Origin of the sequence: Actinomycetospora chibensis (genome assembly GCF_028737215.1) — a bacterium.
In the GTDB taxonomy this organism is placed as follows: domain Bacteria; phylum Actinomycetota; class Actinomycetes; order Mycobacteriales; family Pseudonocardiaceae; genus Actinomycetospora; species Actinomycetospora chibensis.
This window is the reverse complement of the sequence record NZ_JAQZAM010000017.1, coordinates 1-25,776: the sequence shown is the minus strand read 5'-3', so window position 1 is coordinate 25,776 and position 25,776 is coordinate 1. Positions and strand designations below refer to the sequence as shown.

At 72.1% G+C, this 25,776-nt stretch carries 29 protein-coding genes and 1 pseudogene; 11 read left to right on the top strand and 19 right to left on the bottom strand.

From position 1 onward, the window contains the following. Positions 1-23: 23 nt before the first annotated feature. The 3 genes from PH189_RS23420 to hxlB all read right to left on the bottom strand — a co-directional run bounded on the left by PH189_RS23420 (position 24) and on the right by hxlB (position 2,493). A complete protein-coding gene (locus PH189_RS23420) occupies positions 24-1,019 on the bottom strand; it encodes a fructose-bisphosphatase class II family protein (RefSeq protein WP_274191246.1) in 996 nt (331 codons plus the stop codon). Between the two features lie 78 nt (positions 1,020-1,097). Continuing rightward, positions 1,098-1,841, bottom strand: coding sequence for a 3-hexulose-6-phosphate synthase (hxlA, locus tag PH189_RS23415; protein WP_274191245.1), 744 nt, complete (start codon positions 1,839-1,841; stop codon positions 1,098-1,100). Positions 1,842-1,899: 58 nt separating this feature from the next. Next, positions 1,900-2,493, bottom strand: a complete 594-nt coding sequence (hxlB, locus tag PH189_RS23410) for a 6-phospho-3-hexuloisomerase (protein WP_274191244.1) — start codon at positions 2,491-2,493, stop codon at positions 1,900-1,902. A gap of 925 nt (positions 2,494-3,418) precedes the next feature. Between hxlB and PH189_RS23405 the strand changes: the two genes are divergently transcribed. After that, positions 3,419-4,396: a class I fructose-bisphosphate aldolase gene (locus PH189_RS23405; RefSeq protein WP_274191243.1), complete on the top strand. Its 978-nt coding sequence runs from the start codon at positions 3,419-3,421 to the stop codon at positions 4,394-4,396. Beyond that, a complete protein-coding gene (locus PH189_RS23400) occupies positions 4,380-5,390 on the top strand; it encodes a fructose-bisphosphatase class II family protein (RefSeq protein ID WP_274191242.1) in 1,011 nt (336 codons plus the stop codon). The genes PH189_RS23405 and PH189_RS23400 overlap by 17 nt, the downstream gene beginning before the upstream one ends. A gap of 39 nt (positions 5,391-5,429) precedes the next feature. On the opposite strand, the gene PH189_RS23395 is transcribed toward PH189_RS23400, so the two are convergent. Then, positions 5,430-5,903, bottom strand: coding sequence for a ribose-5-phosphate isomerase (locus PH189_RS23395; protein WP_274191241.1), 474 nt, complete (start codon positions 5,901-5,903; stop codon positions 5,430-5,432). 300 nt (positions 5,904-6,203) lie between these two features. Here PH189_RS23395 and rpe point away from each other — a divergent pair, with 300 nt between their 5' ends. Together rpe and PH189_RS23385 are read left to right on the top strand one after the other, a co-directional pair. Beyond that, positions 6,204-6,980: a ribulose-phosphate 3-epimerase gene (rpe, locus tag PH189_RS23390; protein WP_274191240.1), complete on the top strand. Its 777-nt coding sequence runs from the start codon at positions 6,204-6,206 to the stop codon at positions 6,978-6,980. Between the two features lie 65 nt (positions 6,981-7,045). After that, positions 7,046-7,333 carry a hypothetical protein gene (locus PH189_RS23385; RefSeq protein WP_274191239.1) on the top strand — a complete coding sequence of 96 codons (288 nt, stop codon included), beginning with the start codon at positions 7,046-7,048 and terminating at the stop codon, positions 7,331-7,333. Between the two features lie 389 nt (positions 7,334-7,722). On the opposite strand, the gene PH189_RS23380 is transcribed toward PH189_RS23385, so the two are convergent. From PH189_RS23380 to PH189_RS23320, 13 genes and pseudogenes are all read right to left on the bottom strand, one after another. Further along, positions 7,723-8,652: a DUF2188 domain-containing protein gene (locus PH189_RS23380; RefSeq protein ID WP_274191238.1), complete on the bottom strand. Its 930-nt coding sequence runs from the start codon at positions 8,650-8,652 to the stop codon at positions 7,723-7,725. A 114-nt stretch (positions 8,653-8,766) separates the two neighbouring features. Beyond that, positions 8,767-9,339: an alkaline shock response membrane anchor protein AmaP gene (locus PH189_RS23375; RefSeq protein ID WP_274191237.1), complete on the bottom strand. Its 573-nt coding sequence runs from the start codon at positions 9,337-9,339 to the stop codon at positions 8,767-8,769. A 44-nt stretch (positions 9,340-9,383) separates the two neighbouring features. Then, positions 9,384-9,932, bottom strand: coding sequence for a DUF6286 domain-containing protein (locus PH189_RS23370; protein WP_274191236.1), 549 nt, complete (start codon positions 9,930-9,932; stop codon positions 9,384-9,386). Further along, positions 9,929-10,363 (bottom strand): Asp23/Gls24 family envelope stress response protein, encoded by a 435-nt coding sequence (locus PH189_RS23365; protein WP_337994185.1) that lies wholly within the window; start codon positions 10,361-10,363, stop codon positions 9,929-9,931. Before PH189_RS23365 ends, PH189_RS23370 begins: the two co-directional genes overlap by 4 nt. Positions 10,364-10,370: 7 nt before the next feature. After that, positions 10,371-10,592 (bottom strand): hypothetical protein, encoded by a 222-nt coding sequence (locus PH189_RS23360; RefSeq protein WP_378014992.1) that lies wholly within the window; start codon positions 10,590-10,592, stop codon positions 10,371-10,373. Positions 10,593-10,689: 97 nt separating this feature from the next. Beyond that, the gene (locus tag PH189_RS23355) at positions 10,690-10,998 is read right to left on the bottom strand and encodes a hypothetical protein (RefSeq protein WP_274191235.1); all 309 of its coding nucleotides are present in this window, start codon (positions 10,996-10,998) and stop codon (positions 10,690-10,692) included. Further along, positions 10,995-11,483 carry an Asp23/Gls24 family envelope stress response protein gene (locus PH189_RS23350; protein ID WP_274191234.1) on the bottom strand — a complete coding sequence of 163 codons (489 nt, stop codon included), beginning with the start codon at positions 11,481-11,483 and terminating at the stop codon, positions 10,995-10,997. Before PH189_RS23350 ends, PH189_RS23355 begins: the two co-directional genes overlap by 4 nt. Positions 11,484-11,670: 187 nt before the next feature. Then, complete coding sequence (locus PH189_RS23345; protein ID WP_274191233.1) at positions 11,671-11,889, bottom strand: CbtB domain-containing protein; 219 nt, start codon at positions 11,887-11,889, stop codon at positions 11,671-11,673. Between the two features lie 97 nt (positions 11,890-11,986). Next, entirely contained in the window at positions 11,987-12,748 is a 762-nt protein-coding gene (locus PH189_RS23340) for an SDR family NAD(P)-dependent oxidoreductase (RefSeq protein WP_274191232.1), read from the bottom strand. A 95-nt stretch (positions 12,749-12,843) separates the two neighbouring features. Beyond that, positions 12,844-13,293, bottom strand: a complete 450-nt coding sequence (locus tag PH189_RS23335; protein ID WP_274191231.1) for a hypothetical protein — start codon at positions 13,291-13,293, stop codon at positions 12,844-12,846. A 168-nt stretch (positions 13,294-13,461) separates the two neighbouring features. After that, positions 13,462-14,430: an aldo/keto reductase gene (locus PH189_RS23330; protein ID WP_274191230.1), complete on the bottom strand. Its 969-nt coding sequence runs from the start codon at positions 14,428-14,430 to the stop codon at positions 13,462-13,464. 59 nt (positions 14,431-14,489) lie between these two features. Continuing rightward, positions 14,490-15,338, bottom strand: coding sequence for an aldo/keto reductase (locus PH189_RS23325; RefSeq protein ID WP_274191229.1), 849 nt, complete (start codon positions 15,336-15,338; stop codon positions 14,490-14,492). A gap of 131 nt (positions 15,339-15,469) precedes the next feature. Next, a pseudogene (locus tag PH189_RS23320) lies at positions 15,470-15,661 on the bottom strand (hypothetical protein); the annotation flags it as partial. Between the two features lie 26 nt (positions 15,662-15,687). On the opposite strand from PH189_RS23320, the gene PH189_RS23315 reads away from it, so the two are divergent. The 7 genes from PH189_RS23315 to PH189_RS23285 all read left to right on the top strand — a co-directional run bounded on the left by PH189_RS23315 (position 15,688) and on the right by PH189_RS23285 (position 22,617). Further along, positions 15,688-16,461 carry an SDR family oxidoreductase gene (locus PH189_RS23315; RefSeq protein ID WP_274191228.1) on the top strand — a complete coding sequence of 258 codons (774 nt, stop codon included), beginning with the start codon at positions 15,688-15,690 and terminating at the stop codon, positions 16,459-16,461. Between the two features lie 126 nt (positions 16,462-16,587). Continuing rightward, entirely contained in the window at positions 16,588-17,412 is an 825-nt protein-coding gene (locus PH189_RS23310) for an SH3-like domain-containing protein (protein ID WP_274191227.1), read from the top strand. Positions 17,413-17,452: 40 nt separating this feature from the next. Continuing rightward, entirely contained in the window at positions 17,453-18,181 is a 729-nt protein-coding gene (gene scnC / locus PH189_RS23305; RefSeq protein ID WP_274191226.1) for a thiocyanate hydrolase subunit gamma, read from the top strand. 16 nt (positions 18,182-18,197) lie between these two features. Further along, positions 18,198-18,560 (top strand): hypothetical protein, encoded by a 363-nt coding sequence (locus PH189_RS23300; protein WP_274191225.1) that lies wholly within the window; start codon positions 18,198-18,200, stop codon positions 18,558-18,560. A 98-nt stretch (positions 18,561-18,658) separates the two neighbouring features. Next, on the top strand, positions 18,659-19,120 hold the full coding sequence (locus PH189_RS23295) for a GtrA family protein (protein ID WP_274191224.1): 462 nt from the start codon (positions 18,659-18,661) through the stop codon (positions 19,118-19,120). A 328-nt stretch (positions 19,121-19,448) separates the two neighbouring features. Next, positions 19,449-19,622: a hypothetical protein gene (locus PH189_RS23290; protein WP_274191223.1), complete on the top strand. Its 174-nt coding sequence runs from the start codon at positions 19,449-19,451 to the stop codon at positions 19,620-19,622. A 268-nt stretch (positions 19,623-19,890) separates the two neighbouring features. Beyond that, positions 19,891-22,617, top strand: a complete 2,727-nt coding sequence (locus tag PH189_RS23285) for a winged helix-turn-helix domain-containing protein (protein WP_274191222.1) — start codon at positions 19,891-19,893, stop codon at positions 22,615-22,617. A 49-nt stretch (positions 22,618-22,666) separates the two neighbouring features. Here PH189_RS23285 and PH189_RS23280 read toward each other — a convergent pair whose 3' ends face one another. Both PH189_RS23280 and PH189_RS23275 read right to left on the bottom strand, forming a co-directional pair. Beyond that, entirely contained in the window at positions 22,667-23,833 is a 1,167-nt protein-coding gene (locus tag PH189_RS23280) for a serine hydrolase domain-containing protein (protein ID WP_274191221.1), read from the bottom strand. Positions 23,834-23,909: 76 nt separating this feature from the next. Then, positions 23,910-25,505, bottom strand: coding sequence for a flavin-containing monooxygenase (locus PH189_RS23275; protein ID WP_274191220.1), 1,596 nt, complete (start codon positions 25,503-25,505; stop codon positions 23,910-23,912). Positions 25,506-25,776 lie beyond the last annotated feature (271 nt).

The window sequence follows — 25,776 nt, the reverse complement described above, 5'->3', positions numbered from 1 at the left end:
GTGGTCGGGCCGGAACGTCGGGGTCACCAGGTCGGGATCGGTTCGAAGGTGGTGTGCCGGATGAAGCGCACCTGTCCGTCGGTGATCAGGAGCGACTCGGCGACCGTGGTGCCGTCGACGCGGCGCGGTGCGCCGAGCAGTGGTCCGCCGCTGATGCCGGAGGCGGCGAACAGCGCGCCACCGCCGACGAGCTCGTCGCGCTCGTAGACGCGATCGACGCTCATGCCGGCGCCACGGATCGCCGCGGCCTCCTCGGCGGTCTTGGGCGCGAGGCGACCGAGCATGCCGCCGCCGAGGGCCCGGACCGCGGCGGCGGTCATGACGCCTTCGGGCGTGCCGCCGACGCCGAGCAGGAGATCGACGTCGCAGGTCGGCAGGAGGACCTCGAGCGCTCCCCCGACATCGCCCCCCGCCGGCGTGTGGACCGCGGCTCCTGTCGCCAGCACCCGCGCGATCAGCCCGTCCTCCCCCTGGTGGCGAGGCTTGTCCATGATCACCACACGGAGCTCGTCGGCCCTCTTCGAGAGGGCCTCCGCGACCTTCTGCACGGTGCGCTCAGGGGGGTCGTCGAGATCGACGGCGTGACGCGCCGCCGGAGGGACCACGATCTTGTCCATGTAGAAACCCGGTCCGGGGGACCAGAAGGAACCCGAGTCGCCGAAGGCGATCGTGGACAGGGCTCCGGGAAGCCCCTTCGCGCAGAAGGACGTGCCCTCCAGGGGGTCGACGGCGATGTCGAAGTCGGGCCCGCCTCCCTCGTCCCCGACGACCTCGCCGTTGAACAGCATCGGCGCGTTGTCCTTCTCCCCCTCCCCGATGACCACCGTTCCGCGCCCGGGGACGGTCGCCAGAGCGCGACGCATGGCCTCGGTCGCGGCGCCGTCGGCGGCGTCCGCGTCGTGCCGGCCGACCCAGGAACAGCAGGCCAGCGCCGCGCGGTGCGTCGCCGCGACCGCCGCCGACTCCAGGGCTCCGAGGTCGAGGCACACCGGCAGGAACGTGTCGCTCTGGGATGGCATATCGAGTCTCCACATCTCCTGGCTCGCTCTTGAGAGAGCGACCGCGTCGTGCATGGCGTCGACCGACGGGCCCGGCGGCTAGGCGTTCCGGGCGCGGTCGGCGAGCCGGCGAGCCCGTCCCTGCCCGGGCCCGGGCCCGCAGGGAATGCCGTGAGGTCGTCCTTGCCGGACCGGGGTGACGTCGCCGAACACGGAGGCCGTGTCGATGGCGACCCGGAACGCGCCGGCCGCGGCACGCGGGTCCGGAGCTCGACGGATCGCGGCACCGACCACGGCGACCACCGCGCCCGAGGCCCGGACATCGAGGATGCTGTCGAGGTCCACGCCGCCGGCGACCGAGAAGGGCGCTTCCGACTGCCGTCCCGCCTCGATCACGGCTCGGACGGAGTACCGGCACAGGGCCTGCTCGTCGCCGCCGGCGTGGAACTCACAGAACTCCACGCCCAGGCCGGCGAGCTCGCGAGCCCGGAGGACGCAGCCCCGGACGTCGGTCATGTCGGCGACCACGCCCTTGCCGCGGCGTCGAGCCGCCGCGACCGCGCCTCGGACCGTGTCGTCGTCGGCTCCGCCCATCACCGACACGAGGTCTGCCCCGGCGCCGAAGGCCATGTCGGCCTCGAGTGCTCCGGCGTCCACGGTCCTCATGTCGGCGAAGATCGTCTTGTCGGGGTACGACGCCGTGATCGCGCGGATCGCCGTCACGCCCTCGTTCTTGATCAGAGGGCTTCCGATCTCGATGATGTCGACGTGCTCGGCCACCTGGCGGCACAGGGCGAGCGCCTCGTCGAGCGTCGACACATCCATGGCGAACTGCAACTGCATGACCGCATCCTTTGCACGGGCTCGACGGCATCGACGGCATCGACGGCAAACGCAGGAGCTACTCGAGATTGGCGTGGAGGCGCCACAGCTCGCGGGCCTGGCTCCCGCTGGTCTGCCAGAGGACGTGGAAGAGCGCGTCCGTGAGGATCAGGAGGGACTGCTCGAACAGGCTCCCGGCGTACTGGGCGGACGTCGTGCCCTCGAAGTCCTGCTTGTCGGCGGCAGGGACCAGCAACGTCTCGGTCGCCAGCCCGGCGAGATCGGAGTCGGGGTCGGTGGTGATCGCCAGGACGTCGGCGCCCTGCTCGGAGGCCGTCCGCGCAGCCGTCACGACCCGCTTGGTGGAGCCGGAGCCGGAGGCCGCGACCAGCACGTCGCCGGCGCCGATCGCCGGAGCGGTCGTCTCCCCGACGACGTGGGTGGCCTTGCCGAGATGCATGAAACGCATCGCCGCCATCTGCAACGCCAGCCCGCTGCGTCCCGTGCCGATGGTGAACACCGCGGGAGCATCGATCAGCAACGCTCCTGCCCGCTCCCAGGTCGCGGCGTCGACGCCCTGGAGGACCTTGGCGTGCTCACCGATGATCAGGTCGGCGGCGTCGCCGAAATGCGCGGCGCTCTCGCCGTGGGCGCCCGATGTCGATGCAGACAATTGACACAACCCCTTTCCACACTGAATGGGCCGAAATGCCCGTGCTCGTTCTGCAGCGGGTCGCCCCGGACCCGATGCACCGTCGAAGACATCGCGCCACCGGGTCCTCGAGCCCGCGGTGGCGAGGAGCCGGGTCGCGTCGCGACCCCCGCCTCGGTGCCCGGACCCGGCCCCGGGCAGGCGCCCCTGCCTGCCCGTGGCCCCGGGCTGTGCTGCGGCGAGCACGCCGTGCGGACCGGTCGTCGACCGGCCCTCAGGGCCTCACCGCGGGGGACGCGGGGTCCCCCTCGAGGCGTCCGGTGCCCGTGGATGACGAACGAACATCGAGGTCATGGGCCAGACGCTAGGCACGCTTGCGGGGCAGTCGGCTCCCCTACGCGGGGGAGTCAGAGGGTTACTCCGTGCAGTAGCGGGCCTCGAAAGGGCGTTCTCGGTGGTGATGCCGTTCGGGTCCGGATCGTCACGAGGCGTCCCGCTCCACCTCGGTGCGCGTTCGCGGACGCGAGAGCGTGGAGACGGGCCGGAAGCCCCCTGCGCCCTCCCACGGACCCGACGCCGACCAGCGAGGACCTTCGGCTCGACAGGCCGGCGACCGGCCGTGTGATGGCGACCGATGGCGACGAGATGCTTGCGCTCCGTCGTCGGCGACGGCTACAACTGTCGTTCGTCGGGCACCTCGAGTGGCCCGACGCTCGGCCGGTTCCCACCGCCCCCACGGGGGACCGCGCCTCGCCGGAGGGCCTTCCGCGGATGTCGCCCCTCTGTGCACCTCCAGCCGCGATTCCTCCCGCTGCGGGTCGATCCCGCACGCGTCGGTGACGTCCGCGCTGCCGGCTCGGCCGTGCGCCGGCTCGGCGCGCAGGAGCTGGAGACCATTCCTCGCCGCCGCACAGGGGCGGCGTTCCACGGAGAGGTAGGGGAACCCATGTCATCTCTGACCGACGTTGCTCGGACACTGGTGTCGAACAAGCGAGGCATTCTGGCGGCCGACGAGAGCATCGGGACGATGTCGAAGCGCCTCGAGAGCGTCGACGTCGAGCCGACGGAGGAGAACCGGCGCCGCTACCGGGAACTGCTCCTCACAACTCCGGAGCTCTCCGAATCCGTCAGCGGTGCCATCCTCGCGGACGAGACGTTCCGCCAGGTGCTCTCGGACGGGACCACGTTCCCCGCCGCACTCGCCGGGATCGGGGTGCTCGCCGGGATCAAGGTCGACACCGGCGCCAAGCCGCTGGCCGGCGCTCCGGGCGAGACGGTGACCGAGGGGCTCGACGGACTCCGCGAGCGCCTCGACGAGTACGTGGCCATGGGAGCCACCTTCACCAAGTGGCGCGCGGTGTACTCGATCGGCGACGGCCTCCCCACGGACCGGACGAAACGGGCCAACGCCCACGCACTCGCCCGCTACGCCGGGCTGTGCCAGGAGGCGGGTCTCGTGCCGATCGTGGAGCCCGAGGTGGTCATGGACGGCGACCATTCGCTGGAGCAGTGCCGGCAGGTGACCCGGGCGGTCCTACGGTCGGTGTTCAGCGAGCTGAGCCTCATGGAGGTCCAGCTCGACGGCATCGTCCTCAAGCCGAACATGGTGGTGGCGGGCGACGGTTGCTCGCAGAAGCCCACAGCGTCCGAGGTCGCCCGCGCGACCGTGGAGACCCTGCGCGAGACCGTCCCGCCGGCGGTGCCGGGGATCGCGTTCCTCTCCGGGGGACAGGACCCGCAGGAGGCCACCGACAACCTGGCCGCGATGAAGGAGCTCGCTCCCCTTCCCTGGGAGCTGACGTACTCGTTCGGTCGGGCGCTGGTCGGGCCGGCCCTCGAGGCCTGGCGAGGCAGCGACGACCGGTGGGGCGCCGCGCAGGATGCCCTCTCCGAGCGGGCGGTCGCGAATGCTGCCGTCCGCTGACTCCCCTCGCTCCTCGGCCTCTCGTGCCGTCGAGCGTGCGGAACCCGACCTCGTCCTCGAGCTCACGCGGGTCACCGAGATCGCGGCGCTCGCGGCGGGCCGGTGGATCGGGCTGGGCGACGAGCGCAGCGGCATCACCGCGGCCGTGGCCGCCGCGCGCTCCCTCATGGGATCGATCCCCATCCGGGGGACGGTCGTCACGGACGAGGGTGAGGACGGCCCCTTCCGGGCCGGCGCGCAGGTCGGTGACGGCACCGGCCCGGCCCGCGACCTCGCCCTCGCCCCCCTCGACGGTGCCACCCTGGCCGCCAAGGGCATGCCCGATGCTCTCGCGGTGATCGCGGCCACGGAGTACGGCGGGATGTTCCGGGCACCACCGATCACCGATCTGGAGGTGCTCGTCGTCGGGCCGGATGCGCGCGATGTCGTCCACCTCGACCGTCCGCTGGCCGAGAACGTGCGGGCGGTGGCCGCAGCCGCGCAACGGCCGATCTCCGACATCACCGTGACCGTCCTCGGGCGCGTCCGGCACGAGGAGATCGTGCGCGAGATCCGTGGCACCGGGGCGCGGGCCCGTCCCCTCCAGGGCGGGGAGATCGCCGGTGCACTCGCCGCCTCACACCCCGACAGCGACAGCGACATGCTCGTCGGCATCGGTGGCGCACACGAGGGCGTCCTCGCGGCCGCCGCACTGGCCTGTCTGGGCGGCTCGATCCAGGCGCGATTGTGGCCACGCGACGCCGGCGCGCGTCGACGGGCGCTCGACGCCGGGCACGACGTCGACGCGGTCCTGCACACCAGGGACCTCGTCGGTGGGGAGGACATCCTCTTCAGCGCCACCGGGGTCACCGGCTGCGCCGACGTCCCCGGACTGCAGTACCGCGCCGACCGTGCCACGACGCATTCCGTGGCCATGCATTCGAGCACCGGCACGGTCCTGGTCGTCGAGGGTGATCACCAGATCGGACGGCTGCACGACCTCCTCGGCGCCTGACCCGCCATGCGCCTCCCCCGATCGACCACCGCACCGGCATCAGCGCTCGTGCAGCGGCGGCGGCTGTCCGCTCTCCTCGTACCGGTCGAGCATCGCGATGCGGTCGAGATGCCGCCGGTCCTCCGAGAAAGGAGTGTCGACGAAGGAGGTGATGATCTCCGTGGCCTCGTCGAGGGTGTGCATGCGAGCGCCGATCGCCACGATCCGAGCGTCGTTGTGCTCCCGCGCCAAGCACGCGGTCTCGGTGCTCCACGCGAGGGCGGCACGGATTCCGGGAACCTTGTTCGCGGCCATCTGTTCACCGTTCCCGGAGCCACCGACGACCACACCGAGACTGCCCTCGTCGGCCATCACCCGAATACCGGCCTCGATGCAGTAGGGCGGGTAGGCGTCGTCCGGGTCGAATTCGGCAGCCCCGAGATCACGTACTTCGTGCCCCAGTTCATCGAGGCGCCGGAGCAGATGGTTCTTCATCTCGAACCCGGCGTGGTCGGAAGCGAGGTAGACGCGCATGCCCGCAAGTCTGACAGTCATCCCGCTGAAAACAACACCTACTCGGTCGCAGCAAACGAGATCGTTCGCCGGATCCCACCGGAACACTATGCCGCCGCACCGCCGAATGTTAGAATGAAGATCACTTCAACGGCTCTGATCTCGCGGTCGGTCGACCGGTTGCGCCGACCCACTCGGCCCGAGGTCCACCGCCTGCGACGTCGTGAAGTGTGCACCGAATTCGCGACGACAGCCAGAACGACGATTCTTCGTCGTCGGGCGCGCCGAACCGCAAGCCACGCGGAAAGGATTCGACGACCAATGGCGACCTGGACGCTCCACCAGCGACGGGTGATCGACGAGGGCCTGAAGGGTTCGCCCCGGGCGGGCACGACGAAACGCAGACGGAGGGCATCGATGACCGCACCAGCCATCGTCGCATCAGTTCTGGGCGCCGATTACTCCCGCCTCGCCGCGGAGGTCCTCGACCTCCAGGCGGCGGGCGTCGACCGTATCCAGTGGGACGTGATGGACGGCCGCTTCGTCCCGAACCTGACGTTCGGAGCTGCGGTCGTCGGCGCGTGCCGACCCTATGTCGACCTGCCCTTCGAAGCTCACCTCATGGTCGAGGACCCGGACCTGGTACTGGCGGACTTCGTCTCCGCCGGGTGCGGCACGGTCATCGTGCACGTCGAGACCTGCCAGCACCTGCATCGCACACTCTCGAACATCCGGGATCTCGGGGCTCGCGCGGGGGTGGCCGTGAACCCGTCGACGTCGCTCGACTTCGCCCCTTACGTCCTCGACCAGCTCGATCAGATTCTGATCATGACCGTCAATCCCGGATTCGGCGGTCAGGAGTACATCGGCGCGATGGAGGACAAGGTCTCCGAGGCCCGCGAGCTCGCCGACCGTTCCGAGCGGCCGATCCAGATCGAGGTGGACGGGGGAATCTCGGCGAGTACGGCAGCAGCGTCGCACCGGGCCGGCGCGGAGCTGCTCGTCGTCGGTTCCGCACTGCTCAACCACCCGTCGGGGAAACGGGCTGCGGCCGAAGAGCTCCGCGAAGTGCTGGCGCAGGCGACGTCCCTGACATAGCAGTGGAGAAGAAAGCCTCCGGCGAGAGCACACCGGCGCGCCGGAATGACGTAGAGGAGTTCTCCATGATGACCGACCAGCCCTCGGTGAGGGAAAGTCAGGACAACCTGCTGAAGCAGGCCGCGAAGATACTTCGGACACGATACGAGCTCGGCAAGGGCTATGCCGACGTGTCGTCGGCCGAGGCGGCGGACCTGGTGGTCACCCTCGAAGCGACGGCGTCCGCGACGAACCGTACCGACGGGGTCGACCGCGAGGAGGCGATCGCGCTGGCGCATCGGCTGGTGGACGACGATCAGCCCGAGATTTCCCCGATGTGGCCCAGCGCATCCGTGGAGAGGCGCCCCGGCTAGCGCCGGGGGCGACGCGACGCCGGAGACATCGGGGTCGCCCCCGAGGTGACGATGGACCTCGCCCGGAGGGACGACTGAGGTGATGTCGGGGCAGCCGGACCCGTTCCGCACGGGTCCGGCGCCCCTCCATGCCACCTCCACCGGCGTCGACCCACGTCGGTCGGGATCACGTTTCTGGTGAGAGGCGATGTGGAGAGGCCACCTCGCGAGTCCCACGTCCGCGCCGGGAGCGCCGTGACCCCGATCGTCGAGTTCGTGCTGGGCATCGCCGTGCTGGTGTACAGCGCCGAGAAGCTCATCGGGCATCCGGTCGGCGTCGCGAGCCGAGGGGCGGTCTCGCTGTTCCTCGTCGCGGTGGTCTTCACCGGCATCGAGTTCGACGACCTCGCCTATCGTCGCACCGACACCGGCCGACGTTCCCACGAGCTACCTCGGTCTGTACGTCGTCTACGTCGTAGGGAGGCCAGGGAGAGCCCGCCGGCGACGACGGTGCCGACACCGCGACCGGCGACCCGCACGGGGTTGAGGGTGTGCGAGAGCGCCCCGAGGCGGGCGAGGACCTGGTCGCTGAGCTGGTCGAGCGGGTCGGCCAGGGACTCCGTGACGGCGTGGATGCGCCGCCCGGTGCGCTCGGCGGCGGAGTCGAGCTCGTCGCCGAGCCCGGCGCCGGCGACGGCGGCGCGGTCGGCCTGCTTGCGCGCGGCGCGCTCGCCGCGGGCGACGGTGTCCACGACCTGGTCCTCGGCGCGGTCGGCCGCGGAGGCGGTCTCGTCGCGGACCTGTCGGGCCGTGCGCTCGGCCTGGTCGGCGATCTGGCCGCCGGCGGTCCCGGCGATGGTCGCGGCGTCGCGTGCCGCGGCACGGACGGACTTGTCGCCGTCGACGACGGCGGCGGCCTCCTCGCCCATGCCCTCGGTGGCGGCGTCGGCGGTGGCGGCCGCGTGCTCGACGCCGGCGCGGGTGCGGCCGGCGGCCGTCCTCGCCGCGGCGTCGGCCTCGTCGGCCAGCGCCTCCCCGGTCGCGGCGAGCTCGTCGCGCGCCGCCCGCCCGGTGACCTGGGCACCCTCGACGGCGGCGTCGGTGGCGACGCCGGCCGCGGTGCGGGTGGTCCGCGGGTCGCCGGCGGCGACCGTGCGGTTCTCGCGGACCTGGCCGTCGTTGCCGTGGACGATCACCTGTCCCCCGCCGTCGTTGGCGACGATCTCCACGGCGCGGGCGATCGCCTCGGCCTGGGTCGGGGTCTTGGCGCTCGCACGCTGCGCGTGGTCCTTCTCGACGTGCCAGCCGTCCTCGGCGGGCACCACGTGGCGGTCGGACATCAGGGGATCACCTGGTTCTGTCGGTGGAGAGCCCGGACGGACCGGGCCTGCTCCAGGGTGCGGTCGGGGGGTGACGAACCGGCGACGGTCGGGTGAGGATCGCCGGCCCGGGGGTCAGGACAGCCGGGCGCTGCGGGCGTCGTCGAGCCGGATCAGCAGCTCGACGGGCAGGTGGGCGAGGTCGAGGGCCCCGCACAGCCGAGGCACGGCCTCGGTGTCGATGCGCCGGCGGAGGTCGGCGACATCGGCGGCGTCCTCGGTGCCGACGGTGAGGTGGAGCGTCGGGCGCGTCGCGGTCCCGGCGAGCCGCGCCGAGGCGCGGTGCACCCCGGGGTAGGTCTCGACCTCGTCGACCAGCGGGCCGGCCGCGGCCTGGGCGTCGAGACGGGTGGTCCCCGTCGCGGGGTCGTCCTCGAGACGCCACGTGCCGGTCGGGGCCCGCCGCTGGGTCTGGGCGAGCAACCAGCGCAGGGCCAGCAGTCCGACGACCACGGCGACGACGACGGTCACGTACGCGACCCAGGTCGGCGGCGAGAGGCTCTCCGGGGTCAGCGGCTGGTCGGCGGGCACCAGGTCCAGGACACCGGACGCGGAGAGCAGGGTGAAGGCGGCCGCCGCGAGCAGGACGATCGCGACGAGGAGCAGCAGGGTGCGGTTGAGCCGGGCGGGCCGGTTCGGGCTGGCCATGGGTGGCCTCTCTCGGTCGGGCGGGAGGGCGGAGGTCGTTGGGATCAGGCGTTCGCGTCGGCACGGGCCCGGACCCGCACCGTCGGTCGAGGAGACGGACCGATCGCGGCCACGCGGGCCTCGAGCCGATCGCGGACCTGCCCGGGAACGGCGGCGGGGTCGGCGGCGGCGACCCGCACGGTGGCGGTGATCCGGCTGCGGCGGGCCGAGACGTCGGCCGCGGTCACCCCGGCGACCGCGCCCGCCGTGGTGGCGAGGTCCTTGGCCAGGGTCGCGCGGCGCACGCCGGCGTCGGCGCCGGGACGCCCGTCCGGGTACTCCATGGGGGCCAGCGGGACGACGGTGGGCTTGCCGGGGCGCAGTGCCGCGATCAGCAGGACGACGCCGAGCACGGCCAGCAGGATCGCCACTGCGACGGTGGCGGCGCTGTTCCACCGCTGCGCCGAGGTGACCGCGAGCAGCTGGTCGAGACCCAGGATCGGGGTCTGCCCGAGCAGGGACTGGACGACCGCGACGGCGGTCAGGACGCAGAGGGCGAGCAGCACCGTGGCGACGAGGGTCGCCGGCGTGCTGCGCCGGGGGCGGCGGATCATGCGATCACCCTCCGGGTGCCGGTCGTGGTGCTGGTGAGGGCGGCGACGGAGACGTCGACGCGCGAGACGGTGAGCTCGGTCAGGGCGTGGACCCGGTCGCGGAGATGGGACCGGACGGCCTCGGTGGTGGCACGGACCGAGGCGGGGTAGACGACGGAGAGCCGCACCTCGAGCGCGGCGGTCTGCCCGGTGACCCGTGCGGACACCCGGGGGCGTCCGTCGCCGTCGTCGCTGCCGGTGGGCACGCCCAGCACGCGGCGGGCGGCCCCGCGGACCCCGTCGATCTCGCCGGCGGCGGCGGCGGCGACCTTCTCGACCACGGTGTCGTCGATCGAGAGCGAGCCGCGCTCCCCCGCGGTGTCGATCTGGAGCTTCCCGGTCGGACTGTCGTCCGGCGCCGGCGATCCGATGGTGCTGTCGGGGCTGTTCACGGCGGGCTCAGAGCCGTGTGCTCGGACGGTCACCGGAACGACCACGACCGGTGAGACCGTCGAGGTCGAGCTGTCCGTCGAGGTACCGGCCGACGAGCAGGCCCACCACGCCGAGCACGAGGACCAGGAGGAAGGCACCGAAGCCGCCGAAGGCGCCGGCGAGGCCGAGCACGAGGCCCACGACCAGGCCGAGCACGGTGTTGGACACGCGCATGTCGATCAACTCCAAGGGAGAGGTGTGCGGAGGGCCGGCCCGGCCCGGCCGGCCGGTCAGACGACGACGACGTCGCCGACCGGCCGGCGGGCTGCAGGGGTCCGGCGGGGGGTCAGCCCGGCTCGACGTCGAGATCGTCGAGGCCGATGTGGATCGGCAGGCCCGGGACGACGGCGGTCACCGCGGCGCGGACCTGGGTCTCCAGGGTGCGCAGCGCGACCGGGCGGGCGACGAGCCGGACCGTGATACCGGTGGTGGTGATCTGGACGCCGGTGACACGGCGACCGGGCAGGTAGGTACCGACGGTGCCGAAGGGGCCGGCCGACAGGCGGGCGACCGCCGGGCAGGCGAGCACCGCAGCGGCCACCGGCTCGGCGAGCGCCTCGGTGTCGAGTGCCGGCCCGGTCGGGGGACGGGTCACTGGACCCTGTTGGTGGGCCGCGCCGGGGCCTGGTCCTGGTCCTGGTCGTCGTCGTCCGACGGGACGTGGAGGTCGACGACGTTGATGTTGACCTCGACGACCTCGAGCCCGGTCATCTGCTCGACCGCGCCGATGACGTTGCGGCGGATCGCCCGCGCCAGGTCGGCGATCGCGACGCCGTACTCGACGACGATCGTCAGGTCGACGGCGGTCTGGCGCTCGCCGACCTCGACCGAGACGCCCTGGGTGTTCGAGGACCGCCCGCCGGGGATGCGCTCGGTGATCGCGCCGAAGGCGCGGGCCGCGCCGCCGCCGAATCCGTGGACGCCCGGGACCTCGCGTGCCGCGATCCCGGCGACCTTGGCGACCACGGCGTCGGAGATCGTGGTCTTGCCCTGCGCGCTCTCGAGTCGCGAGCCGGTGGTGGCCGACACGGCCGCGTGCGCGGGGGTCGGCGTCGTGGACGTGGTGGTCGGGGTGCTCATGGCTCAAGTCCTTCCGCGAGTGGAGACGGTGCCGCCCGGTCGGCGGCGCTTCCCGTTCAACTCATCTGGTTGGACACGACCGAACGACGATCCTCACGCGGCCTCGGGGGTGACGCCGGGCACGCTGATCGAGACTCCGGCGCCGGCCGGCGCGCTGGGCGGCCCGACGCCGGCGCGGCGTGGCCCCTCAGTGGCAGGGGAACCCGAGGAAGTGGCGGGCGTCGTGCACCAGCTCGTGGATCATCGAGCTGTCGCCGAAGAGCGACGCCGCCCCCTGGTCGATGCCGATCAGGTAGTAGAGCACCAGCCCGACCACCACCGCGCTGACCAGCCACGGCAGCGCCTCGGAGGCCGGCACGGCCACGGCCGTCGCCCGGCCCTTCGCAGCGGCGACACCAGAGCTCATGGCTTCTCCTCGAGGACGGCGGGGCGTGCGACCACCCTCGACCCAACCCGGCACGGCCAGGACATGTCAACACCTGTGCACGGATCGCATGACGGCGTCAGCGCGGGCCCATCCGCAGAGCGCCGTCCATCCGGATCACGTCGCCGTTGAGGTAGTCGTTGGCGACGATCATCGCCACCAGCCGGGCGTACTCCTCGGGGGCGGCGATGCGCTGCGGAAAGGGCACGCTCTCCCCGAGTCCGGCGCGGACCTCGTCGCTGAACCCGGCCATCATCGGGGTGTCGACGATGCCCGGCGCGATCGTCATGACGCGAATGCCGTACTGCGCGAGGTCGCGGGCGGCGGTGACGGTCATCCCGGCGACGCCGGCCTTGGACGCGGCGTAGGCGACCTGGCCCACCTGCGCCTCGTAGGCGGCGATCGACGCGGTGTTCACCACCACGCCCCGCTGGCCCTGGGCGTCCGGCGACAGGGCGGCCATCGCCTCGGCCGCCAGGCGCATCACGTTGAAGGTGCCGAGCAGGTTGACCTTCAGGACCGTGTGGAAGAGATCCAGGTCGTGGGGCCCGCGGCGGGACAGGACGCGGGCGGACGGGGCGATGCCGGCGCAGTTGACCGCGAGCCGCAGCTCGCCGCCGTCCTCCTGGATGCCCGCGACGGCGGCCCGGACCTGCTCCCCGTCGGTGACGTCGGCCGCGACCAGGCGCACGTCACCGCCGGCCGGGGCCGCGTCGGCGACGGCCTGCTCGAGATCCAGCCCGTACACGGTGGCCCCGCCCTCGACGAGAGCGGCCGCCGTCGCCGCCCCCAGGCCGGAGGCCGCTCCGGTGACGAGCGCTGCGATGCCGTCGAGCTGCATGCCCGATCCTCTCTGCCGTCGGTGTGACGATCCCGCGCGTCGAGTATGGGGCTCCACCGTGACGATCAGGGCCGGGACGATCAGGGCCGGGACGATCAGGGCGCCGTGCAGGAACGACCGGTCTCCTCGGTGCCCGGTCCGGACAGGAGCCCGCGCAGCGACCGGCGGGCCCGGGTCTTCTTGCTGTGCAGAAGGGCCGCCTCGACGGCGCGGTGCGTTGCCTCGGGCTCCTCGACGTCCACGACGAGACGGTGGAACGGACGCCCCGACAGGTAGACGACGATGACGCGGGGGCTCCGGCGCACGCCCCACAGCTGTCGGCGTTCACCGATCCCCCAGGAGCCCGCGCGGAGCCGCCCGGGCCACCAGGAGCCCGGACAGGGCACGCGAGGGCTCGAGCTGATCGCCTCGCCCCTGGTCATCACCCGCGAGCCGACGATCCGCTCGAACGACACGTCGAGCCCTCGCGAGCACGCGGCCACCCGGTCGACCCCGGTGAACTGCACCCGCAGTCCGGTCGGCGTCACGGCGAGGCTGATCGCCATCGGCACCCCTCGAGTCTCCGCCCGTGGAGCAGCCGAGCGACTGCCCCTCCAGCGCGTCGACCCGGGGGCCGGGGGGCGAACGCGATCGTCATTGTGTCGTCGCCGGAGCCCCGAGGGTTACCGATGTCACCCGCTCGGCGGCGAGCTCCGGGGCACGCCGTGCGCTCCTCAGCGCTCGATCATCTGCATCTGGGCCTCGGTGTGGTGCGCGCCCTCGGCCGGGGGCAGCGCGTCGAGGCGGCGCAGCTGCTCGTCGGTGAGCTCGACGCCGTCGGCGGCGACGTTCTCCTCGAGCCGGCTGACCCGCTTGGTGCCCGGGATCGGCGCGATGTCGGTGCCCCGGCTCAGCAGCCACGCCAGGGCGACCTGCGCGGGGGTGGCGCCGGCCTCGGTCGCGACGGCCTGGACCTCGTCGGCGAGGGCGAGGTTCCGCTGGAAGGCCTCCCCGACGAACCGCGGGTTGTCCTTGCGGAAGTCGTCGTCGGCGAAGTCCTCGATCGACCGAATCTGCCCGGTGAGGAACCCGCGTCCCAGCGGCGAGTAGGGCACGAGCCCGATCCCGAGCTCGCGCAGCAACGGCAGGATCTCCTCCTGGTCGCGGGTGAACAGCGAGTACTCCGACTGCAGCGCGGTGATCGGGTGGGTCGCGTGGGCGCGGCGGATCGTGTGGGTCCACGCCTCCGACAGGCCGATGTGGCGGACCTTGCCGGCCTGGACGAGCTCGGCGACGGCGCCGACGGTCTCCTCGATCGGCGTGCCCGGGTCGACGCGGTGCTGGTAGTAGAGGTCGATGTGGTCGACGCCGAGCCGGCGCAGCGACCCCTCGACCGCGGCACGGACGTTGCCCGGGCTCGAGTCGGCGCCCGCTCCCCCGGTGTGGGAGATCAGGCCGAACTTGGTGGCCAGCACGACCTCGTCGCGCCGGCCCCTGATCGCGCGGCCGACCAGCTCCTCGTTGACGTACGGGCCGTAGACCTCGGCGGTGTCGATCAACGTGACACCCAGGTCGAGGGCGCGGTGGATGGTGCGGATCGACTCGTCGTCGTCGCTACCGGCACCGGTGTAGCCGTGGGACATGCCCATGGCTCCCAGGCCGATGCGGCTGACGTCGAGGTCGCCCAGCTTCGCGGTCTTCACGGTGGTCCTCAGGTCGTCGGGTCGGGTTGCGGGGGTCCGGGGGTGGGTGGCGGAGCGGGTCAGTCGACCCGGACGCCGCCGAGACGGGCGGCCATGGCGGGGTCGCGGTGGTCGAAGAACAGCGACTCGCCGGCGTCCAGACCGGCGACACGGGCCATCTCGTCATCGGCGAGCTCGAAGTCGAACACGTCGAGGTTCTCGGCGATCCGCTCGGGACGCACCGACTTGGGGATGACGACGACGCCGCGCTGGACCAGCCAGCGCAGCACGACCTGCGCCACCGACTTCCCGTGCGCCTCGGCGACGGACGAGAGGGTCGGGTCGCCGAACAGGTTGTTCCTGCCCTCCGCGAACGGGCCCCACGACTCGATCTGCACGCCGTGCTCGGCCATGAGCCGCTGGTCCTCGACCCGGCCGTGGAACGGGTGGGTCTCGACCTGGTTGACCGCCGGGACCACTTCGTTGTGGGTGAGGAGGTCGACGAGCCGGTCGCCGTGGAAGTTCGAGACCCCGATCGCCCGGGCCCGCCCGTCGGCGTACAGGCCCTCCATCGCACGCCACTCGCCGTAGTAGTCGCCGTAGGGCTGGTGGATCAGGTAGAGGTCGACGTGATCGAGTCCGAGCCGGCTCAGCGAGGCGTCGAACGCCCGCCGGGTGTTGTCCTCGGCGGGGCCGTCCTGGACCCACAGCTTGGTGGTCACGAACAGCTCGTCGCGCGGGACACCGCTGGCGCGGATCGCCCGGCCGACGGCCTCCTCGTTACCGTAGGCGGCCGCGGTGTCGATCGATCGGTACCCGGCGGCGAGGGCGTCGGTGACGGCCTTCTCGGTGTCGTCGGCAGGAATCTGGTAGACGCCGAAGCCGAGGATCGGCATCTCGACGCCGTTGTTGAGGGTGACGTCCTGCATGGTGTCCTCCCGGGCAGTGCGGTGATCAATGGGTGACGGTGACCTCGGGCCTGCCGTGCGTACCCCCGGCACGGCCCACACAACGCCGTCCGGCGGCGTCCTGGCAGGGGCCGCCCTTCCGGGTACCGGCACGAGACGCCGCCGAGGTTCCCGCGCTCGAGACGCACGTGGTAGTCCACGCTCACGCCCGCGAGCAGCGCCACCTCCTCGCGCCGGAGCCCCGCGACCCGGCGCTGTCCGCCGTGCACGGGCAGGCCCGCCTGCGCGGGCGTCGGAGACGGGCTGGACGCGCTCGCTCCGGCCTGGCCGACTGATCCCCACACGGTCGGACGACAGGAAGGCAGCGGACATGGACCTGGGCATCGCGGGGCGGACGGCACTCGTCTGCGCCTCCACCTCGGGCCTCGGCCTCGCGACGGCGTCGGCGCTGGCCCACGAAGGCGCGACCGTGGTCGTCACCGGACGGTCCGAGGAGCGCGTCCGCGACGCCGCGTCCGGGCTGCCCGGGGCGGTGGGGATCGCGGTGGACCTGGTCGAGGCGGGCGGCGCGGAGCAGCTGTACGCGGCCACGGTCGAGCAGGTCGGCGAGCCCGACATCCTGGTGCTCAACGGCCCGGGTCCGGCGCCCGGCTCAGCCCGGGACGTCGATGCGGACGGCGTCCGGACGGCAATCGCGACCCTCGTCGCGCCGCACCAGGTCCTGCTGGAGCGGGCGCTGCCCACGATGATCCACCGAGGGTGGGGTCGCGTCCTCAGCATCAGCTCCAGCGGCGTGCAGGCCCCGATCCCCGGGCTCGCGCTCTCGAACCTGGGGCGCGCCGCGCTCGCCGGCTACCTCAAGACCCTCGCGACCGAGGTGGCGGCGTCCGGGGTGACCGTCAACTCGCTGCTGCCCGGACGGATCGCGACGGCGCGGGCGGAACAGGTCGACACCGCGGCCGCGGAACGCTCCGGCCGCTCGCGCGAGGAGGTCGAGGCGGAGGTCCGCGGCACCATCCCCGTGGGGCGGTACGGGGACCCCGCCGAGTTCGGCGCGGCCGCCGCGTTCCTCTGCAGCGCTCCGGCCGGGTACATCACGGGCACGGTGCTGCGCTGCGACGGCGGCATGTTGCCGATCCTCTGACGGCGTCGTGGCCGGCGGGCGGGTCGGTGCTGCACCCGGTCGCGGCACTTCCCGGATCGTGTGATCGACGTTACTCTCACTTCGCATTCGGGCTAGTGGAGTGGACCTTCCAGCGGGGTGATGGTCGTGGGCAACTCTGTCCTGGGCGATCTTTCGAGTCAGCTGCGTGTGGCGTTCCACCGCGTCCAGGACTGGGCGTATCCGGATCAGGTCGATCGTGATGCGTTCCGGGCCTACATGAAGACGCCGCACGACGTCGGCGGTGAGCCGGACCCTCCGGCCTTGTTCGAGGACAAGGAGGAGGAGCAGTGGGAGCTCAACACGTTCGTCACCTGTGAGGTCCTGGGCTGGCGTGGCATCTGGACCTCGGAGGAACGCCGGAGGATCGGCAACGTCGACCTCGGACGGACGAACTACCTCGGGCTGCCCTACTACGGCCGCTGGCTGTGGGCGATCGCCCGGTGCCTGGTCGACAAGCGCCACATCACCCTCGGCGAGCTGATCGAGCGGGTGGGCGAGGTCCGGGATCGGTACGCCGGCGGCATCCGCGGTCCCCTCGACGCCGCACCCCGCACGACCGGGAACACCGACGCGGTCGCCCGCAACCGCCATCACGTGGACGCGATCGGCAAGGGCGATCCGCAGTGCTTCGCCGACACGGCGGGCACGCCCGGGTTCGCGGTCGGCGATGCGGTGTCCGTGCGCGAGCTCCCCACGATCTTCTACACGCGCACCCAGGAATACCTCAGGGGCGCGAGCGGAACGGTCGCCAAGGTCTCCTACGAGAGCCTGGCGCCGGAGGACGAGGCGTTCGACCGCGAGGACCAGGAATCGGAGTGGTTCTACATCGTGCGCTTCCGGATGGCGGACCTGTGGACGGCGTACACGGGCCCTCCGAACGACACGCTCCAGGCGGAGATCTCGGAGCGCTGGCTCCGACCGGCGGTCTAGCCCGGCAGCACGTGACGCGGAGACGAGGAGGGGGACGGGGATGACGGAGACGGACCTGGACGGGTCAGGTCACGAGACGCACCAGCACGCCGGCACGGCACCGATGGTCGAGGAGGTCACCGACTTCGAGGTGCTGGAGATCGCTCTGCGGGAGCTGGCCATCGAGAAGGGCCTGTTCACCGCCGAGGACCACCGGCGCTACACCGAGCACGTGGAGCAGCTCGAGCCGGCCGCCGGGTCACGATTCGTCGCCAGGGCCTGGCTCGATCCGGAGTTCCGGCGTCTGGCGCTCGACGATGCTGTCGCCGCGTCCCGCGAGATGGGCATCGACTGGCTCCACCCGACCGGGTTCGGCACCCCCAGTGACTTCACCGCGTTCGAGGTGCTCGAGGACACCCCGACGCTGCACCACGTGATCGTCTGCACCCTGTGCTCCTGCTATCCCCGCCCGATCCTGGGCATGTCGCCGGAGTGGTACCGGACGCCGAACTACCGTCGCCGCATCGTGCGGTGGCCGCGCCAGGTCCTCGCGGAGTTCGGCCTCTACCTGCCCGAGGACGTCGAGGTGCGCGTCGAGGACTCGAACTCGAAGCACAGGTTCATGGTGCTCCCGGTCCGGCCGGACGGCACGGAGGGGTGGAGCGAGGAGCAGCTGGCGGAGATCGTGACCCGCGACTGCCTGATCGGTGTCGCGCTGCCCAAGCCCGGGGTGACCTCGAACGCGGTGCGCCCGGTGCACCCCGCGGTCCGTCCGGTGACGAGCGACTAGTCCACGGGGACACGACATGACGACCGACCACGACATCGCCTCCGTCCGGGTCCGGACGCTGGAACGGATCGTCGAGCACGACCAGATCTGGGAACGGATGGCCGCGGAGTACGGCGTCACCCATGCGGTGCCGCCCTGGAAGTCCAGCCTCGACGCGATGTGCGACGCGCTCGACGAGGAGGGGGCGGCGCTGCCCCTGCTCACCCGTCGCGACGACGAGGACCGCATCACCCGCGAGGTGTACTCCTCGCTGCCCCACCCGGAGAACCAGCTCGTCGCCCTGGCGCACTCGCTGGTCGCCCGGAACGTCATCGACGAGACCGAGCTGGCCGGCCGCCTGGCCACGGTCCGCGCGCGACTCGACCCGGGCGGGGCCTGACCTGCACCAACAACGGCTCGGCGGCCCGGACGTACCGTGGGCGAGTGTCCGCCGCACGTTCGTGCCCGCCGTGCTCGAAGGGGTCGCGGCCCTGGCAGGTGGCGCTGTGCGGCACCCGGGCCCGGCTGCACGGCGACGACACCACCGCTCAGATCGTCCGCTTCGCCACGGTGGGCGTGATCAGTTCGCTGGTCTACTTCAGCGTGTTCCTGCTGCTGCGCCCGCTCGGCGTCCAGCCGGCCAACCTGGCCGGCGCCGTCGTTTCGTCCATCCTGGCCAATGAGCTGCACCGGCGGCTCACCTTCCACGCCGGGGGACGGATCGGCTGGTGGACGGCGCAGTGGGAGGGCGGCGGACTGGCGGCTGCCGGCCTGATCGCCACCGCCACGGCCCTGGCGGTGCTCGAACCCGTGGTGAGCGATGCCTGGTGGGCGCAGCTGCTGCTCATCGGCGCGGTGACCGGCGCTGTCGGTTCGGCTCGGTTCGTCGTGCTCCGACTCTGGGTGTTCTCCACTCACACGCGCCGGACCACCACGCGGCCCGAGCCCGAACCGGCCTGATCCGCACCAGCGCCGTGCGCGAGCGGCGGATCGACCGGGTCGCCCACGGGGTGTCCGTGAGCGGGCCGACCCCGTACGGTCCGGGGCGCACACCTGCCGTCCCGAGGTGGACCGGCCCGCGACCTGCGGAGAGGTGTGTGCTTCTCGACCCGTCCCGGACCCGACGGCGGCACGGCCCGCCGGACACGTGGACGCGGACGCCCCCATCCCTGTGGGCGGAGTCGTCGGTGACCACGTCGACGAGGGCAGCACGGACAACAGCGCGACGTCGCCAGCGACGTCGACGACGACGAGCACCACGGCTGACGCCGAGGACGGGAGCACGAGCATGAACGACAGCAACGCCGGCAAGACCACCGCCGAGGGCGGCGACACCACGGGCCAGCACGGCGGCAAGGGCCACAACTCCGACATCCCGGAGGACTCGCCGGCGTCGGAGTCGGACGTCTCGTTGTCCCAGCAGGTCGCCGACCGTGAGCCCGACAGCGGGAAGGACACGTAGGACGAGGCCCCACCGGACCGCGCCGGCGGCGAGGACGCCCTCGCCGCCGGCGCCGAGGCCGGGTGACGCACTCGCCGCTCGCCGAATCTCGGGTCACACTGACTACCCGATCGGGTGGTCGGCTCGGCCGGTTCGGTTGACAAGGTGGTGGAGGTCGTACCAGGGCCGTGCGGCCGGGCGGTGCGGCTCGCGCGAGTCGGCGCCGAGCCCGCGAACCACCTCCGGGGTCACGAGCCCCGTGCCGGGTGCGGGCGACGGAGGACAGTCGATGATGACGACCGAGCCGGAGGTCCCCACGCCCGCCGTGCCACGCCGGGCACCCCGCGAGGCGTCAGCTCGCTTCCGGGCGCCGACGCACGTGCACAACGTCATCGAGCGGCGGCGGGTGCTCGAGGGTCTGCGTCGTTCCGAACCGCGCCGGCTCACCGTGATCCACGCACCGGCCGGGTACGGGAAGACGACGTTGGCGGTGCAGTGGCTGGCGATCCTGCAGGACGCCGGGGCCCTGGTGGCCTGGCTGGGCCTGCACGGCGACGACGTCGATCCGCACTGGTTCCTCGCGCACCTGCTCGAGGCCGTGCGTCGAGCCCTCCCCGCGGCCGGCGAGTCGATCGACGATCTTGCTGCCTTGATCGAGCAGAGTGCCGAGGACGTGCAGGGCTACACCCTGTCGGCGCTCCTGGAGGTCGTGGGCGATCACGAGGAGCGGGTCGTCCTCGCGTTCGACGACTGGCACCTCGTCGACGAAGCCGCGGCGCGGCGGGCGCTGGTGCACCTGGTGGACTTCGCGCCGCCCAACCTGTCGATCGTGCTGACCAGCCGTCGCCGGCCGCAGCTGCCGTTGAGTCGGCTGCGCGTGCGGGGACACGTGGTGGAGATCGACGCCGACGCGCTGCGGTTCGACCTCGACGAGACCCGGGAGTTCCTCGTCGAGCTCAACGGGCTGCGTCTCGACGGCGACGACGTCGCGCGGCTCTCCGCCGGCACCGACGGGTGGGTCGCCGCGCTGCAGCTGGCGTCGCTGTCGTTGCGGGACAGCGCCGACCCCGCCGCGTTGATCAGCGGGTTCTCCGGACGTCACCACTCGGTGGGCGAGTACCTGGCGGAGAACGTGCTCGACGCGCTGCCGGCCGACGTCCTGGACTTCCTACTGGCCACCTCGGTGTGCGACCGGCTCTGCGGCGATCTCGCGGGCGTGCTCGCCGGCCGGGGGGACGGCCAGGCGATGCTCGAGGAGCTCGAGAACCGGGACCTGTTCCTGCGTCCCCTCGACACCGAGCGGGAGTGGTTCCGCTACCACCACCTGTTCGCCGACTACCTGCGACGTCGACTGGATCGCGACCATCCCGACCGGCTCGCCGACCTGCACGCCCGGGCCTCGGCCTGGTTCGCCGAGCAGACCCTGGTCCCGGAGGCCGTGGCGCACGCGCTGGGCGGCGGCGACATCCGCCGGGCCACCGACCTCGTCGAACAGCACGCGATGCCGCTCGTGGAGCACAGCCGGATGGTGAGCCTGCTGGGGCTGCTCGGCCGGCTCCCGGCCACCGCCGCCGACGACCGGCCCGGGTTGCTGATGGCGGTCGCGTGGGCGAACTGCCTGTTGCAGCGGACCGCGGCCGCCCAGTCCTCACTCGACGCCCTGCTCCCGGCGCTGCCGGGGGCCGCGGACCACGAGGAGATGCGGAGCGAGGCCGACGTCGTGCAGGCATGCATCGACATCTACGGCGACCGCACGGACAGGGCCGAGGACCTCGTCGCACGGAGCCTGCACAGCTCCCGCAGCTACCGCCCATGGGTGGTCGCGGTGTCGGCGAACATCCAGACCTTCTGCGACATCCACGCGATGCGATTCGACCGCGCGCGGGAGCGGCAACGGTGGGCCGCCCCGTTCCACGATCGCACCAGGGGTCCGTTCGCCGGCGTCTACGGACGCTGCTTCGCCGGGGTCGCCGCGCTCTCGCAACTGGACGTACCCGCGGCGCGGGAGGAGCTCGAGGGTGCGGTCATCCTGGCCCGCGAGAGCGCGGGCCGGCGCTCCCACGCCGCACAGCTCGCCGGCGCGCTGCTCGGAGAGCTGCACTACGTGCGCGGCGAGGTGGGCGAGGCCGAACGTCTGCTCGACGAGAGCGGGGAGCTCGGCTCCGAGAGCGGCGTCGTCGACTTCATGATCGCGAGCTTCGTGCTGTCGGCGCGCATCAAGGCGGCGCGCGGCGCGACGGACGAGTCGGCCGAGTTGCTCGTGGAGGGCGCCCGGGTCGCCGATCGGCTCTGTCTGACGCGGCTGCGGGCCGCTGTCGGCGCGGAACGCGTCGTCCAGATGCTCGCGAGGGGCAGGACGAGAGAGGCGCACCGGGTGGCCCGCGACCTGCCCGAGGGCTCGTCGCGACACGACGGGATCGGTGTGCGGATCGATCAGCTCCGGACATCGGCGCTGGCCGCGGTGCACTCCGCCGAGGGCGAGCACGACCGGGCTGTGGCACTCGTGGAGGACCTCGTCGCCGAAGCCACGGAGCACGGGCAGCTCCGGGTCGCCACCGAGCTCTCGATCCAGCTGGCGGGCATCCAGCAGCGCGCCGCCCGGTGCCTGTCCGCCGAACGCACCCTCGCCGCTGTCCTGACCAGGGTCGTCTCGGCCGGAGTTCCCCAGCTCGTCCACGAGGGCGGCCCGGACGTCCGGGCCGTCCTCGCACGCATCGTGGGCCGACTCGGCGACGGCGACGTCGACGAGTCGCTCCCGCCCGCCGAGGAACTCCATGCCCTGGTGGCGAACGCGCCGCAGCCGATCGGCCGGGCCTCCGCGGGTGATCTCAACGGCCGGGAGCTCGAGGTCGTCCGCATGCTCGACGTCGGACGCAGCAACCAGCAGATCGCCCGCGCCCTGGGCGTCACCGTCAACACGGTGAAGTGGCACCTGAAGAACGTCTTCAGCAAGCTCGACGTCACCAACCGCACCGAAGCGGTGTCGGTGGCGCGACGAGGTGGGCTGTTGGTGTGACCGGCGTCGGCCCGCCGGAGCGCCCCGCGGGCCGACGCCGGTCGGCCGGTCACAGAGAGGCGTAGAGGGCCTGCTCGAACTCGCCGTAGAGCGCGAACGCCCCGGGTGTGACGAACGGGAGCGAGTTGGTGTAGATCGACGCGCAGATCCCGGTCGTGGGGTCGATCCAGAAGTGCGTGTTGAACAGGCCCGCCCAGGCGCCGCTGCCCGCACGGCGGCCGCCCGGCACGTCGACTGTGTTGAGCAGCAGCCCGTAGCCCCACTTCCAGCCGGGCCCGGCGTTGAACGAGGCGGTGGTCGCCGGGTCGGCGGTCGGGATCTCGGGCGGGAAGTTCAGGGCACCGATCTGGTTGGTGAAGGCGTCCTCGACGCTCGTCCGCTCGAGGATGCGCTCGCCGTCGAGCTCACCGCCGCGCAGCAGGGCCTGCTCGAAGCGGATGTAGTCGCGGGGGGTGGAGTAGAGCCCGTGACCCCCGGCCCACCAGTCCGGTTCCTGCGGGAGCAGTTCGCCGGCCGAGGCCCAGCTCCCGTCCTCGCCCGGCACGTGGACGGTCACGGCGTTCTCGGTGCGGGCCGCGTCGAGCAGGAACATCGTGTCGGCCATGGCGAGCGGGCCGGTGATCTTCTCCTTGACCACCACGTCGAGGCCCTGCCCGGTGACGGCCTCGATCACCTTCCCGAGCCAGTCGGTGTTGATGCCGTAGGTGAAGCGGGCCCCGGGATCGTGCAGCAGCGGGGCCTTGAACGCGCCGGCGCCACCGAGGACGTTCGGGGTGCCGGTCACCTGCTCGTAGCGGGCCAGGTCGGCGTCGAAGAACCAGTAGCCCAGGCCCGACGTGTGGGTGAGGAGGTGGCGCACGGTCGCCTGGGTGCGGGGTGCGCGCAGCCGTGGGGTGTCGCCGTCGAAGCCGTCGAGGACCTGGAGGTCGGCGAACTCCGGGCAGAACTCGGCGACCGGGGTGTCGAAGTCGACGCGCCCGGACTCGCGGAGCTGCAGTGCGGCCACGGTCGCGACCATCTTGGTCATCGACATGATCCGGAACTGCGTACCGGTGGTGACGGTGCCGCCCTGACCGACGGTCGGGGCACCGGCACCGCCCTCGTAGACGATGCCGTCGCGGTCGGCGGCGATGGCCGCGACGTGCGGCACCGCACCGTCGTCGACCGCGGCCTGGAGGACCTTGTCGATGGCGCTGCTGTCGATGGGCTTGCTCATGATCGGTCTCCGGTCTGCTGGCGCGCCGATCCCGGGAGCCGGGTGCGACGCGTGGGGTGAGGGGGGAGGACGGGGCTCAGGTCCGGGAGAAGGTCGGGTAGCCGCCGGCGGCCTCGTCCTCGCACTTCTGGCGGTAGGTGCCGACCCCCCCGATGTAGGACAGCAGCCGACGCGGCTTGCCCGGCACGTTCGAGCCGAGGTACCACGAGGTCGTCTTCGGGACGAGCGTCGCGTTGGCGAGCTCCTCGTGATGGGCGACCCAGGCGTCCTCGCCCTCCGCCGTCGGTTCGATGGTCGTCTTCCCGTCGGCCTTGAGGTCCCGGATCGCTCCACTGATCCACTCGGTCTGCTGCTGCAGGCAGGTGGTCATGTTGCACAGCGCCGCCGACGGGGCGAGGGGCACCGCGGTGGTGAGCAGGTTCGGGTAGCCGTGCTTGCCCAGGCCCATCGTGGTGCGGATGTCCTGCCCCCACTCCTCGGCCAGCGAGCGGTTGTCCCGTCCGCGGACGTCGATCCGGGTCAGCGCGCCGGTGCCGGCATCGAAGCCGGTGGCCAGGATGATCACGTCGAACTCGTGGAGGGTGCCGTCGGCGAGCTCGATCCCCTCGGGGCGGATCTGCGCGATCGCGTTGTCGCGGACGTTGACGAGGTCGACGTTGTCCTGGTGGTAGACCTCGAGGTAGCCGTTCTCCAGCGGCACCCGGTGGGTGCCGAACCCGTAGTCGGTCGGTACGAGGGTGTCGATGAGGTGCTGGTCGCCGCGCAGGCGCGCCCGCATCTTGTCGCGCACGAACTCCGAGACCGCCTCGCTGATCTCCTCGACGAAGAACACCTCACCGAACCCGGCGAGCCAGAGCTTGAGCGACCCGTCCTGATAGATCTCCTCGAGGATCTCCTGGCGTCGCTCCGGGGAGCAGTCCGCCCAGGCGTGCTCGAAGTCGTACTCGAAGCCGGAGAACGTGTACGGGATCGTGGCCTTGAGCTCCTCGAAGCGGCTCTTGTACCAGTCCTGGTCCTCCGGTCCGTAGGTCGGATTCTTCATCGGCAGCATGTACTGCGGAGTGCGGGCGAAGACCGTGAGGTGGCCGACCTCGGAAGCGATCGTCTGGATGACCTGGATGCCCGTCGCGCCGACCCCGACGACACCGACGCGCTTGCCCGCCAGGTCCGGGCCCTCGGCGGGATAGGCCGACGTGAACACGAGCTGCCCGCTGAACGACTCGATGCCCGGGATGTTCCGCAGGGGCGCGGAGAGCATCCCGGCGCAGGAGACGAAGAACTGGGTGTCGATGACGTCGCCCTGGTCGGTGTGCACGAGCCAACGGCCCCGACCCTCGTCGTAGTGCGCGGACGTGATCCTCGTCCCGAACTGGATGTCCTTGCGCAGGTCGAGCCGGTCGGTGACGTAGTGCATCCACCGCTCGATCTCCGGCTGCCCCGGGAACTTCTGGCTCCAGCTCCAGTCCTTGTAGAGCTTCTCGTCGAACAGGTACTGGTAGATGTAGCCCTCGGAATCGAAGCGTGCGCCCGGGTACCGGTTCCACCACCAGGTACCGCCCACGTCGCCGGCGGCGTCGAACGCTTTCACCCGCAGGCCCTGCTCGCGGAGCTGATGGAGCTGGTAGAGGCCGGCCACGCCCGCCCCGAGCACGACGGCGTCCAGCTCGGTCACACGACTCCCCCCTTCCCCGTTCGGGGTCTCGACGCTGGCTGAAGTCATGAGTCGGTGCTCCTTCGTGGAAGGGTCCGTCGGCGACCTCGGAGACCGAGGCGTGCGTCGTCGGGACGGCGCGCGCACCGATGCGCCTCGTCCGACGCGCAGGGCTCGCTCGATCGCTGCGGGCTGTGATGCAGAGCACTCTGGCATCGGCGTCGGGAAAGGGACCCACCTAGGGCGTGTCTCCCAAGTCTGTGAGCTGGGCCGGTCCACGATCCGTGGATGG